Here is a 12,305-nt window from a genome sequence, read left to right on the forward strand (position 1 = left end):
CGGCATCCCGGTCGGGGGCTGTTTGTGCCAGACTCGGGCCTCGTGGAGGAACCCGCCCGCGATCCGGTCGCCGAGGCCGCCGGCCGCCGCCCCGACCGGCCCGCCCTGATCGCCGGGGACACGGTCCTCACATGGTCAGAATTGGACAAACGGGTCTCGCTGGCCGCCCACTGGACGGCTGCGCGCACCGCTCCGGGCGACCGGATCGCCCTGGTGCTCGGCAACACCGTCGACTTCGCGGTCGCCTGGTTCGGGGTGCTGCGGGCCGGCCGCGTCGCGGTGCCACTCAACCCCGGATACACGGCCGGCGAGATCGATCACGCGGTGACCGACTCGGGCGCGGTCCTGATCATCGGGGAGCCCGCGGGACCGCCACGGTTGCGTCTGGTGACCGTTTCGCGCGTACCCCTGGAGATCGAAGCCGGGGACGGCATCCTGCCGGAGGTGGGCGCCGGAGATCTCGCGGTTCTGCTCTACACCTCGGGCACGAGCGGGCGTCCGAAGGGCGCGATGCTCACCCACGCCGCGCTCGCCGCCAACCATGACCAGCTGGATCGGATCGAGCCGCCGGTGGTCGGGCCGGACGACGTGGTGCTGCTCGCGGTGCCGTTCTTCCACGCCTACGGGCTGAACACCGGGCTCGGCACGGTCGCGTGGCACGGCGCCACCGGCGTCCTGGCGGAGCGGTTCGACCCCGCCGCGACGCTGAAACTGATCACCCGGCACGGCATCACCGTCACGGTCGGCGTGCCCGGCATGTACCAGGCCTGGATCGCCGAACCGGACGCGGGCGAGGCGCTGGAAGGCCTGCGGACCGCGGTCTGCGGCGCGGCACCGCTGGAGCCCGGCATCGCGACGCGCTTCCGGCAGCTGACCGGCACGAGCATCCTGATCGGGTACGGGCTGACCGAGGCCGCCCCGGTGCTGACCACCACGGCCGTCAGTCACCGGGACAAGGTCGGCTCGATCGGCCGGCCGCTGCCCGGCGTCGAGTTGCTGCTGCGCGACTCCGCCGGTGCCGCGCTGTGGCGTGACGGCACTGTCTCGCCGGATGCCGACCGCGCCGGCCCGGATGTCGACGTGGCCGGCTCGGACGGCACCGACCCGGGCGAGATCGTGGTGCGCGGCGCGAACCTGTTCGCCGGTTATTGGCCGGCGGGTCACGGCGGTCCCGGGCCGGACGGCTGGTGGCCCACCGGGGACGTGGCCTACGCCGACGGTGACGGCGACCTGGTCCTGGTCGACCGGATCGGCGAACTGATCCTGGTGAACGGCTTCAACGTCTACCCGGCCGAGATCGAGCGGGTGCTCGACGGTCACTCGCGGGTGGCCGCCGCCGCGGTGGTCGGCGTGCCCGATCCGGAGACCGGGCAGCGCCCGCACGCGTTCGTGGTGCCCGCCGGGGATCCGGCGCCGGGCGTGGCCGAGCTCCAGGTGTGGTGTGCGGCCCGGCTGGCCCGGTTCAAGCTGCCCAGCATCGAACTGGTGACCGAGCTGCCCCGGTCGGCGATCGGCAAGGTGCGTAAGGGGGAACTGCGGTGACCGACAACAGGCTCACGCTGATCAGCCGGGCCGGCTGTCACCTGTGCGAGGTGGCCGAGCAGACGCTCGACCGGATCGCGCCGGGTGGGTGGACCAAGGTCGACGTCGACTCGGACGTCGAGCTGGAACGCGACTACGGTGACCGGGTGCCGGTGCTGCTGCTGGACGGCAAGGAGCACGGTTACTGGCGCATCGAGGAGGAGCGCCTGCTGCGGGATCTGGCCCGGCAGCCGGGCGAACCGCGCCTGTAGGTTGGCTGATCGTGACAGCTGAACACCTGGTCTGGGACTGGAACGGAACCCTTCTCGACGATCTTCACCTGGTGGTCTCCTCGACCAACGAGGCCTTCGCCTCGGTCGGCGCCCGCAGGGTCGCCGCCGACGAGCACCGGCGGGCCTTCCGGCGGCCGGTGGCCGAGTTCTACGCCGAGATGCTCGGCCGGGCGGTGGATGCCGAGGAGTTCGGCCGGCTCGACCGGATCTTCCACGACGCGTACCGGCTCGGCCTGACCGACATCTCGCTGGCCGCCGACGCGATGGCCGCGATCAAGAGCTGGCCGGGTACGCAGTCGCTGCTCTCCATGTGGTTCCACAGCGAGCTGGTGCCGGCCGTGGAGACGTACGGCCTGGCCGGCATCTTCGCCCGGATCGACGGCCTGCGCACCGAGGTCGGCGGCGACCTGAAGGCCGGGCACCTGGCGCGGCACCTGGAGGGGCTCGGCGTCGACGGCAGTCAGGTGGTGCTGATCGGTGACTCGCTCGACGACGCCTACGCGGCCGAGGCGGTCGGCGGCCGGGCGGTGCTCTACACCGGTGGCTTCACCGACCCCGATCGGCTCCGCACATCCGGCTATCCGGTCGCCGACACACTGGTGGACGCGGTAAAGACAGCCATCTCACTCTGAGTCAGGTGGCCCTGGCGACTTCCGCTCGGTAATACTCGACAGGTCGGCTCGGCTAACACAGCGGGTCGATCTTGTCCAATTGTCCCGACAAGATCGCGATTTGTGCACGCCTTCACAAGCGCCTACTCTGTGACTCCGACGAGCCCCGCTACCACAGCCACCCGCAGAGGGTTTCACCGGTATCGCACAGACTGGGCTCACCGCAGGTCCGCCTCGTCGGCACGGAGTCAGATGAGCCAGCAGCGTCAAGGAAGCACGCCCGGCGAAGCCGATGGCGTCCCGGCCTTCCCGGATCTACCGGAGGCGACCATCGCGCGGCTGCCGGAATACCTGCGCGCCCTCCACCACCTCGCCGAGACCGGCGCCGAGACCGTCTCCAGCGAGGGCCTCGCGGCCGCCGCCGGGGTGAACTCCGCGAAGCTCCGCAAGGACCTCTCCCACCTGGGCTCCTACGGGACCCGGGGGGTCGGCTACGACGTCGCCCTGCTGATCGACCAGATCGAGTACATCCTGGGCCTGGACAAGAACCGGGCGGTCTGCCTGGTCGGGGTCGGCAATCTCGGGCACGCGCTGGCCGGTTACGCCGGCTTCGCCAGCCGCGGCTTCCGCGTGGTGGCCCTCTTCGACGCCGACCCGAAGAAGGTCGGCGAGCGGATAAACGGGCTGGCCGTCCAGCACATCGACGACCTGGACCGGGTCGCCGCCGAGGAGGGCATCGCGATCGGTGTCATCGCCACCCCGCCCGGCTCCGCCCAGGCGGTCGCGGACGTGCTTGTCGCCGCGGGTGTGACAAGCATCTTGAACTTCGCACCGGGTGTTCTCTCGGTGCCCCCGAATGTTGATGTCCGTAAGGTGGATCTCGCCATAGAGCTGCAGATCCTTTCGTTCCATGAGCACCGCAAGGCGTCTCTGACCGCGCTACCTGGTGGCCGGTCCGCCGAGGGGGGCAATCAGGAGGCGGTCGGCTCGTGAACCTGCTCAGCATCGGTGCGTCGTACCGCACCGCCGACGTGGCAGCGCTGGAGAAGCTCGCCATTCCCGAGTCCGGTCTGCCGGACCTGCTGCAAAAACTCGTCGCCCAGCCCTATGTGGGCGAGGCCGTGGTCGTCTCCACCTGCAACCGGGTCGAGGTCTACGCGGCGGTCACCGGCTTCCACGGCGGTCTCGGCGACATCTGCAACGTGCTCGCCGAGCACTCCGGCATCCCGGCCAACGAACTGGCCGGGCACCTCTACGTGCACTACGGCGAGGCGGCGGTCCAGCACTCGTTCCGGGTCTCGTCCGGCCTCGACTCGATGGTGGTCGGCGAGGCACAGATCCTCGGCCAGCTGCGCGACGCCTACCACGCGGCCACCGAGGTGGATTCCGCCGGCCGGCTGATGCACGAGCTGATGCAGCAGGCGCTGCGGGTCGGCAAACGGGCGCACGCCGAGACCGGCATCGACCGGGCCGGGCAGAGCGTCGTCACGGCCGCCCTCGACGTCGCCGCCGACCACCTCGGCGGTGACCTCACCGGGCGGTCCGCGCTGGTCATCGGTGCCGGTGCGATGGGTGCGCTCTCGGTGGCGACGCTGACCCGCACCGGCGTCGGGCCGCTGCGGGTCACCAACCGCAGTGCCGAGCGGGCCGACCGGCTGGCCGAGGCGTACAGCGCGATCGCCGTGCCCTTCGCCGACCTCGACTCCGCACTGGGTGAGGTGGACATCGTGGTCACCGCGACCGCCGCCACCGACCCGGTGCTCACCCGGGAACGCCTGACCAGGGTGCTCGCCGCGCGGACCGGCGCCGAACACCCGCTGATCGTGCTGGACCTGGCCGTGCCGCGGGACGTCGCGCCGGACGCCGCCGACCTGCCGGGCCTGGTCGTCGTGGACATCGACGGGCTCGCCGCGAGCCGCCGGGCCCTGCCCGCGGCTGCTGAGACCGCGGCCGTCGAGCAGATCGTCGCCAGTGAGGTGGACAACTTCCTCGGGTGGCTGCGGGGCGCCGAGATCGCGCCTACGGTGGCGGCGTTGCGGACCCGTGCCGAGGAGGTGGTCTCGGCCGAGATGCGCAAGCTGATCTCCAGGCGGCCGGAGTTCACCGAGGAGCAGCGGGGCGATGTTTCACGTACCCTGCACCGGGTCGTGCAGCAGCTGCTGCATTCGCCGACGGTGCGGGTCCGGCAGCTCGCCGCCGAGCCCGGCGGGGACCAGTACGCCGCACTGCTGCGTGAACTGTTCGACCTGGATGTGCCGCTCGCCGCAACGGCGAACGCGGTGCCCGAGATCGGGGGGAAGGCATGACACCGCTTCGTCTCGGCACCCGGGGCAGCGCGCTCGCGCTCACCCAGTCCCAGATGGTCGCCGACGCGCTGACCGCGGCGACCGGCCGCGCGGTCGAACTCGTCCGCATCGTCACGGCGGGTGACCGTTCCGCGGCGCCGGTGGCCCGGCTCGGCGTGGGCGTCTTCGTCTCCGCGCTGCGTGACGCGCTCATCGCCGACGAGATCGACTTCGCCGTCCACTCGTACAAGGACCTGCCCACCGCCGAGCACCCGCGGCTGCACATCGCCGCCGTGCCGGTGCGTGAGGACCCGCGGGACGCGCTCGTCGCCCGGGACAATCTGACGCTCGCGGAGCTCCCACCCGGCTCCAAGATCGGGACCGGTGCGGTGCGCCGAATCGCGCAATTGCAGGCTTTGGGCCTAGAGTTGCAGGTCACGCCGATTCGGGGGAACGTGGACACGCGGATCGCGCGGGTGCTCGGCCCCGAGGCCGACCTCGACGCGGTCGTCCTCGCCCGGGCCGGCCTGTCGCGCCTCGGCCGATCAGCGGAGATCACCGAGACGCTCGACCCGATGCTCATGCTGCCCGCACCGGCTCAGGGTGCGCTGGCGGTGGAGTGCCGGGCCGACGATGCCGACCTGGTCGAGCTGCTGGCCGTGCTCGACCACGCACCGACCCGCGCCGCCGTGCAGGCGGAGCGGTCGTTGCTCGCCACGCTCGAGGCCGGGTGCTCTGCCCCGGTCGCGGCACACGCCGAGGTTGCCGAGGGCGACAACGGTGACGAGATTTACCTGCGCGGTGCGGTGTTCAGCCCGGATGGGGTTCGAGCCATCCGGCTGTCGCGCACCGGAACGCCCGCCGGCGCGGCGGAGATCGGCAAGGCACTCGCCACCGATCTTCTCGACGCCGGCGCCGATACCCTGATGGGGAGCACAGAATGACCACCCGCACCGCCCGTAAGCCAGCCGGACGCATCGCGTTCATCGGCGCCGGACCCGGCGACCCGGAGCTGCTGACCCGTCGCGCGTACGCGGCGCTGACCGATGCCGACCAGGTGGTCTACGACCGCGGCGTGCCCGAGTCGCTGCTGAGCGCGATCCGTTCCGACGCCAAGGAGGACGCCCAGTTCAGCGTCGCCGAGGGCGCCCCCGGCGACGTCGCCAAGGTGCTGCTCTCCGCCGCCAAGTCGGGCCTCTCCGCGGTGCACCTGGTCGCCGGTGACCCGTTCGGCCACGAATCGGTGGTCAAGGAGGTGCAGGCGGTCGCCCGGACCGCGGTGCACTTCGAGGTGATCCCCGGCATCGGTCAGGCCGAGGGCGTCGCGGCGTACGCCGGCGTCCCGCTGCCCGGCGTGCGGATCGCCGCCGACGTCGACGACATCACCACCCTGGACTTCGACGCGCTCGCCGGCGCGGCCCAGAAGGGCTCGTTCGCCGTCGCCGTGGACGCCGGGGACCTGGCCGCCGTCCGTGACGGCCTGCTGGCCGCCGGTGTCGAGCCGGGTGTGCCGGTCGGTGTCACAGGTGACGGCACCGGGGAGACGCAGTACACGACCACCTCGACGGTGGACAGCTTCGTCGCGGCGGCGCTCGGCTTCACCGGCCGGGTCGTGCTCACCGTCGGCTCCGACGTCGCCGAGCGCGACAACCTGAGCTGGTGGGAGAACCGCCCGCTGTACGGCTGGAAGGTTCTCGTCCCGCGGACCAAGGAGCAGGCCGGCGCCATGAGTGCCCGGCTCCGCGCCTACGGTGCGATCCCGTGCGAGGTGCCGACCATCGCCGTCGAGCCGCCCCGCACCCCGGCCCAGATGGAGCGCGCGGTCAAGGGCCTGGTCGACGGACGGTACGCCTGGGTGATCTTCACCTCGGTGAACGCGGTCCGTGCGGTCTGGGAGAAGTTCGCCGAGCACGGCCTCGACGCCCGCCACTTCGGCGGTGTGAAGATCGCCTGCATCGGTGAGGCCACCGCCGAGGCGGTCCGGGCGTTCGGCATCCAGCCCGAGCTGATCCCGGCCGGCGAGCAGTCCAGCGAGGGTCTGCTGGCCGAGTTCTCGCCGCACGACGAGATCCTCGACCCGGTCGGCCGGGTGCTGCTGCCACGCGCCGACATCGCCACCGAGACCCTGGCGGCCGGGCTCATCGAGCGCGGCTGGGAGGTCGACGACGTCACGGCGTACCGCACCGTGCGCGCCGCCCCGCCGCCCGCCGAGATCCGCGACGCGATCAAGTCGGGCGGCTTCGACGCGGTGCTCTTCACCTCGTCCTCGACCGTGCGCAACCTGGTCGGCATCGCCGGCAAGCCGCACGCCCGCACCGTCGTCGCGGTGATCGGCCCGAAGACCGCCGAGACCGCCGTCGAGTTCGGCCTGCGGGTGGACACCCAGCCGCAGAACGCCTCCGTGCCCGACCTGGTCGAGGCGCTCGCGGAGTACGCTCTCGAGCTTCGCGAGAAGCTCGCCGCGATGCCTGCCAAGCAGCGCCGCGGCTCCAAGGTCCAGGGCCCGACCGCCCTTCGTTTCCGCTGACCCGTGGTCAGGTGCGCCGGCCCGGCCGGCGCACCTGAAGGGAGCATCGATGTCCTTCCCCGACATTCGCCCGCGCCGCCTCCGGCGCACCCCGGCCATCCGGCGCCTGGTCGAGGAGACCCGCCTCGCGCCCTCCGAACTGGTCCTGCCGCTCTTCCTCAAGGAGGGGCTGACCGAGCCGAAGCCGATCAGCTCCCTGCCCGGCGTCGTCCAGCACACCCGGGAATCGCTGCTCAAGGCCGCCACCGAGGCGGTAAGCGCCGGCGTCGGCGGCCTGATGCTCTTCGGCGTGCCGGACAACGCCAACAAGGACGCGACCGGGTCCGCCGGCCTCGACCCGGACGGCATCCTGAACGTCGGCGTCCGGGACCTCCGCCGTGAGTTCGGCGATGCCACAGTGGTGATGAGCGACCTCTGCCTGGACGAGTTCACCTCGCACGGGCACTGCGGCGTCCTCGCCGCCGACGGCTCCGTCGACAACGACGCCACCCTGAAGATCTACGCGGAGATGGCTGTCGCACAGGCTGACGCCGGCGCGCACATGGTCGGTCCGTCCGGCATGATGGACGGCCAGATCGGCGTGATCCGCAAGGCGCTGGACGCCGCCGGCCACCAGGACATCGCGATCCTCGCCTACTCGGCGAAGTACGCGGGCGCCTTCTACGGCCCGTTCCGCGAAGCCGTGGAATCCACCCTGCAGGGCGATCGCCGGCAGTACCAGCAGGACCCGCCGAACCTGCGGGAAGCGTTGCGCGAGGTCGACCTGGACGTGGCCGAGGGCGCCGACATCGTGATGGTGAAGCCGGCCCTGCCGTACCTCGACGTGATCGCCGCGATCCGCGACCGGGTGACCGTGCCGGTCGCCGCCTACCAGGTGTCCGGTGAGTACGCGATGGTCGAGGCCGCCGCTGCCAACGGGTGGATCGACCGGGAACGGGTCATCCTGGAGTCGCTGACGTCCATCAAGCGGGCCGGGGCGCAGATCACCCTGACCTACTGGGCCACCGAGGTCGCCCAGATGCTGAAGTGAACTGTCACTGCTCCCTGGGTTCCAGGGTGTGCACGAGCTGGGCCACATCCGCGATGTACTCGAACCAGTCCCGGTCGGACTGGTAACCCAGCTCGGCGTTGACCTTCAGCATCGACTCGTTGTTGTGGGCGTTCCACGTCTGGACCTGGCGCAGGCCCGGCTCGGCGGACCGCAACTCGAACAGCATCCGCGCCTTGATCGCGCGGTCGATGCCGTAGCCCCGGTGCTCCCGGACCACGATCGTGTCGTACTGGTCGGCACGCTCCGGGTGCTGCGCCGGCACCACCACCTCGGTCAGGCCCGCGACCGTGCCGCTGGCCTCGTGGATGGCAAGCACGATGTACGGCTTGAGGCCCCGCCTGTGCAGCGTGTCGAGCGACTCCCGCAGCCGCTGCGGATCGGACGAGCGGGGCGCCAGGTCCAGGTCGTCATCGTCGTTCTGCGCCTCGGACTTGGTCTTCGCATACGCCTCGAGGAGCGGCTCCGGCGGCCCACCCGGGTGGTATTCGATGCGGTAGCCGGAACTGATCCCGCCCGCCATCGCGCCCAAGGTCAGCCAGTCCACCGACTCCAGGTTGAGCACGCTGCGGGTTTCCACGTATTCGCGCTCGAAGCCCAGCGACTCGTAGAACGGGATCGCCGGGGTGCCGCCGATCGCTTCCACCCCGATCGAGGTGAAACCCTCCAGATAGGCCCGGCGGGCCGCCACCGCGACCAGCTGACGCCCCAGGCCACGCCGGCGCAGGTCGGGCCGGACCAGGATCTCCAGCACGCCGATGTCACCGAGCAGCAGGATGTTGACGTGCGCGAAAATGGTGCCGGCTCCCTCGGGCAACCGGTCATCCTCGACCACCCAGGTGATCCGCCGCTCGCCCGGCATGGTCTCGGCCAGGTAATCCCGGACCTGTACGTCCAACCAGGGTGGATCATCCGGGAGATCTGCGGCCATGGCCGCGTTCACCGTCTCCACGAGCGACTGGATCTCGGCCGCGGACGCGGAGCGTGGATCCCATTCACGCACCCTCACCCGTACATCGTGCCGTTAACGTGACCATCTGGGAAGTGCTGGCCACGCAAAATACGGCTCCGCTCACCCAGCGTCAGCCTTCGTCGGGTCGCTGCCGCCGTCAGCTCCGGCTGCGCCGCCCGTACTCGTCGGCCTGCTGGAAGACCTTCTGCGCGTACGGCCGCAGCGCGTTGTACGACAGCACCGCGTCCCACCAGGACTCCGCCTTCGCCAGGTCCCGCCCGCCCTTGCACAGGTAGACGGCGGCGGTCAGCGCGGCATCGTCGATGTCGTTCGGGTTCTTCGTGCCGTCGTTGTCGCCGTCGACCGCGTTCTCGTTCCAGGTGGTCGGGATGAACTGCATCGCACCCACCGCCCGGTCGTACGTGGCGTCCCCGTCGAACTGCCCGCGGTCGGTGTCGTTGATCCGCTGCCGGCCACCCTGCCCGTCCAGCGGCAGACCGAAAATGGTCGGCGTGGAGACGCCGTCCACACCCAGCACCGCGCCGTTCGCACTGCCGTGCTCCGACTCCACCTTGCCGATCGCGGCGAGCGTGGTCCAGCTCAGATGACAGGACGGGGTGGTGCGCGCGGTCACCAGCTCGGCGTACCCGTATGCCTGCACCGCCACCACCGGAATGCCGACCTGCGTGCCGACCTGGGTGGCCCACCCGGAAAGCGCGTCCGCGGGCCGGCCCCCGGTCCCGCCCGGCTGCGTGGTCGAGAGCCCCGGCAGGCCGGCAGTGGGAAGCCCGGCAGTGGGCAGCCCGGCAGTGGGCAGCCCGGCGTTGGGCAGCCCGGTCCCGCCCGGCACCGCTGTCGTCCCGAGCCCCGGCAGACCCGTGGCACCCGCACCGGGCAATCCTGTGGCCCCCACGCCCGGCAGTCCGGTTCCGCCCACGCCTGGCAGCCCGGTGCCACCTACGCCCGGCAGCCCGGTCCCGCCCGCGCCCGGCAGTCCGGTCCCGCCGAGCCCCGGATCCCCGGTGGGCGCGCCCGAAGCCACCGGCGCAGCCGAATCGCCGAAAGCAGGCGTCGCGCTGGGCGCGGCACCTTCAAGGGCCTTGGGTACGAGGTAAGCCCCCGAAGTACCGGCCAAAGCGATCAGAAGCACGACCACCACACCGGGAATGACAACCCGCCCGTTGGGGCTCCGAGCCCACCCGACGGTCGCCCGCCCAGCCCGCCCGACAGCCCGCCCGGGCCGAACCCGCCGCCCCTTCCGGGCCGGCGCGACCTGAGCAGCCCCAGCCACACCGACGCCGGCTTCACCCTTGGCCGCCTCGCCCGCGCCGGCCTGGCCTTTGGCGCCCGACTCGTCCGCGCCGGCCTGGCCTTTGCTGCTCGACTCGCCCGCGCCCGCCTGGCTCTTGCCTGGCTCACCGACGCCAGCTTTGTCGGAGTTCGACCCGCCTGCGCCCGTCAGGCCCTTGCCCGGCTCGCCCTTGCCCGTTCCGGCGGCTTCGGCGGCGGCACCCGGCGTGCCGGCTTTACTGACGCCTGCCTCGCTCTTACCGCCCTCACCAGCGCCGGGCTGGCTCGCGCCAGCCTCGCTCTTGCCCACTCCAGCAGCTCCACCAGGCGTGCCGACCACATCTTTCGCCGCCTCAGCGGTCCCGCGAGCAACAACGCTCGCGCTGCCCGCGCCATTTGTGCCCGCGCCGCTCAGTCCCGCGCCACTCAGGCCCGTGCCGCTTTTGCTCGCGCTGTCCTGGCCGCCGGTGTCGTCCGTGTCGGCCACGCCGCCCGTCGCCGTGCTGCTCGTGGGCGCGCCCGCAGAAACCTTGTCCGAGGCCGCCGACTTCGCGGATGTCGACTTTTCGGCGTCCGGCCCCGCGGCCTTAGCATCGGTCGCCGCTGAGGCCGCTTGACCCTCAGATGCTGTACCTGCTGCCTCGGCAGGCTTCGCCCGATTCTCAGACCTCGCTGCCGCTGCCGCTGCCGCTGCGGTGCCCTGGGCCCCTCGCTTCGTGGCAGCTTCATCCGGCTTTGCTGGGTCCCACCCGGCGTCCTGCTCAGGCTTGACCGGCCTTGCGGGATCCCAGCCGGCCGAATCCGCTGATCTCGGCGATTTCGTGGGCTTTGCCGTTTCTTCGGCCCGCGACGAAGCTCCGGTTTCAACCCCGCCATTTGCGAAGGCCGAGACGGGCTCGGCGGCGGGGGAGGACGCAGCCGCTCCGCTCGACGAGGTCGGATCAGCGTCGGTAGCGCTCCTCGTGTCCGAGCCCGGCTCAACGGATCCGGAGCCTGCGCCCGCGGCTGGTCCGGAGGCTGTGGCTGGTCCGGTGCCTGCGCTCGCGGCTGCTTCGGACCCTGCGGCGGGTTGGGCGCCTGTGCCTGACTCGGGCCGAGAGCCTGCGCTCGGGGCGGACCCAGAGGCAGCGGGTTCAGAGGTAGCAGAAGGGGCGGCGGCAGAGTTCGCCGGAGCGTCCTTGGCCGGCGGCTTCTCGCCCGACATTTCCGACTTGCTCGGGCCGCGCTGAACCGGCGCCGCGCCGGAACCGCCCAGCGGTCTCCGCAGTTGCGGAGCCGCGGCGCGCAGTCCGGGTAGCTCTACCGGTTTCTTCGGTGCCTCCGCCACGGCGTCGACCCTACCCGTTCGTGTCACCCTGCCGGGAGGCCGGAAGCGGCAGGTGTCCGACTACCTGTGCGCGGATCGTCGCAGGGGTCCTACGCTGGTCGGATGCCCCGTTATGAGTACCGCTGCCGCGCCTGCGGCGACACCTTCGAGCTCAGCCGTCCGATGAGTGCTTCGACCGATCCCGCGGCCTGCCCGCAGGGCCACGGCGACACCGTGAAGTTGTTGTCCACTGTCGCTGTCACCGGCCGTGGCGGTGGGGCGTCGGCGCCGGCCGGGCCCGCGGCCGGCGGCGGGGGTTGTTGCGGCGGCGGCTGCGGCTGCTGATCGGATCCGTTCGAGTGCTGCCGCACGGCCACCCTCCGGGCCGTGCGGCTGCGGCTCGAAGCGGCCCGCGGTGGCGGCCGGCTCGAAGCGGCCCGTGCGGCGGCGGCTCGAAAGCGGCCCGCGGCGG

General features: G+C 71.7%; 12 protein-coding genes. 10 read left to right on the forward strand and 2 right to left on the reverse strand.

The genetic code is table 11. The annotated features are described in order from the left end of the window. The first annotated feature begins 42 nt into the window (after positions 1 to 42). The 8 genes from LPA41_RS02615 (at position 43) to hemB (ending at position 8,267) form a co-directional block, all read left to right on the forward strand. Complete coding sequence (locus LPA41_RS02615) at positions 43 to 1,542, forward strand: class I adenylate-forming enzyme family protein (protein WP_229067958.1); 1,500 nt, start codon at positions 43 to 45, stop codon at positions 1,540 to 1,542. After that, entirely contained in the window at positions 1,539 to 1,793 is a 255-nt protein-coding gene (locus LPA41_RS02620; RefSeq protein ID WP_229067959.1) for a glutaredoxin family protein, read from the forward strand. Before LPA41_RS02615 ends, LPA41_RS02620 begins: the two co-directional genes overlap by 4 nt. An 11-nt stretch (positions 1,794 to 1,804) precedes the next feature. Then, entirely contained in the window at positions 1,805 to 2,446 is a 642-nt protein-coding gene (locus tag LPA41_RS02625) for an HAD family hydrolase (RefSeq protein WP_229067960.1), read from the forward strand. A gap of 231 nt (positions 2,447 to 2,677) precedes the next feature. Further along, positions 2,678 to 3,418: a redox-sensing transcriptional repressor Rex gene (locus tag LPA41_RS02630; RefSeq protein ID WP_229067961.1), complete on the forward strand. Its 741-nt coding sequence runs from the start codon at positions 2,678 to 2,680 to the stop codon at positions 3,416 to 3,418. Then, positions 3,415 to 4,731 carry a glutamyl-tRNA reductase gene (locus tag LPA41_RS02635; RefSeq protein WP_229067962.1) on the forward strand — a complete coding sequence of 439 codons (1,317 nt, stop codon included), beginning with the start codon at positions 3,415 to 3,417 and terminating at the stop codon, positions 4,729 to 4,731. Before LPA41_RS02630 ends, LPA41_RS02635 begins: the two co-directional genes overlap by 4 nt. Next, positions 4,728 to 5,654 carry a hydroxymethylbilane synthase gene (hemC, locus tag LPA41_RS02640; protein ID WP_229067963.1) on the forward strand — a complete coding sequence of 309 codons (927 nt, stop codon included), beginning with the start codon at positions 4,728 to 4,730 and terminating at the stop codon, positions 5,652 to 5,654. The genes LPA41_RS02635 and hemC overlap by 4 nt, the downstream gene beginning before the upstream one ends. Continuing rightward, positions 5,651 to 7,237, forward strand: a complete 1,587-nt coding sequence (locus LPA41_RS02645; RefSeq protein WP_229067964.1) for a uroporphyrinogen-III synthase — start codon at positions 5,651 to 5,653, stop codon at positions 7,235 to 7,237. Before hemC ends, LPA41_RS02645 begins: the two co-directional genes overlap by 4 nt. Positions 7,238 to 7,286: 49 nt before the next feature. Next, entirely contained in the window at positions 7,287 to 8,267 is a 981-nt protein-coding gene (hemB, locus tag LPA41_RS02650; RefSeq protein ID WP_229067965.1) for a porphobilinogen synthase, read from the forward strand. 4 nt (positions 8,268 to 8,271) lie between these two features. On the opposite strand, the gene LPA41_RS02655 is transcribed toward hemB, so the two are convergent. Both LPA41_RS02655 and LPA41_RS02660 read right to left on the reverse strand, forming a co-directional pair. Further along, positions 8,272 to 9,294 carry a GNAT family N-acetyltransferase gene (locus LPA41_RS02655; protein ID WP_229067966.1) on the reverse strand — a complete coding sequence of 341 codons (1,023 nt, stop codon included), beginning with the start codon at positions 9,292 to 9,294 and terminating at the stop codon, positions 8,272 to 8,274. A 100-nt stretch (positions 9,295 to 9,394) separates the two neighbouring features. Continuing rightward, a complete protein-coding gene (locus tag LPA41_RS02660) occupies positions 9,395 to 10,150 on the reverse strand; it encodes a lytic murein transglycosylase (protein WP_229067967.1) in 756 nt (251 codons plus the stop codon). A gap of 811 nt (positions 10,151 to 10,961) precedes the next feature. Between LPA41_RS02660 and LPA41_RS02665 the strand changes: the two genes are divergently transcribed. Then, positions 10,962 to 11,144, forward strand: coding sequence for a hypothetical protein (locus LPA41_RS02665; RefSeq protein WP_229067968.1), 183 nt, complete (start codon positions 10,962 to 10,964; stop codon positions 11,142 to 11,144). Between the two features lie 812 nt (positions 11,145 to 11,956). After that, positions 11,957 to 12,178: a zinc ribbon domain-containing protein gene (locus tag LPA41_RS02670; RefSeq protein ID WP_229067969.1), complete on the forward strand. Its 222-nt coding sequence runs from the start codon at positions 11,957 to 11,959 to the stop codon at positions 12,176 to 12,178. The last annotated feature ends 127 nt before the right edge of the window (positions 12,179 to 12,305 follow it).

It is taken from the genome of Actinoplanes sp. DH11, from assembly GCF_020873875.1.
GTDB lineage: Bacteria > Actinomycetota > Actinomycetes > Mycobacteriales > Micromonosporaceae > Actinoplanes.

Coding starts and splice junctions, on each gene's coding strand:
- LPA41_RS02630 (WP_229067961.1), top strand. CDS start 2,678: ATGAGCCAGCAGCGTCAAGGAAGCACGCCCGGCGAAGCCGATGGCGTC.
- hemB (WP_229067965.1), top strand. CDS start 7,287: ATGTCCTTCCCCGACATTCGCCCGCGCCGCCTCCGGCGCACCCCGGCC.
- LPA41_RS02670 (WP_229067969.1), top strand. CDS start 11,957: ATGCCCCGTTATGAGTACCGCTGCCGCGCCTGCGGCGACACCTTCGAG.
- LPA41_RS02645 (WP_229067964.1), top strand. CDS start 5,651: ATGACCACCCGCACCGCCCGTAAGCCAGCCGGACGCATCGCGTTCATC.
- hemC (WP_229067963.1), top strand. CDS start 4,728: ATGACACCGCTTCGTCTCGGCACCCGGGGCAGCGCGCTCGCGCTCACC.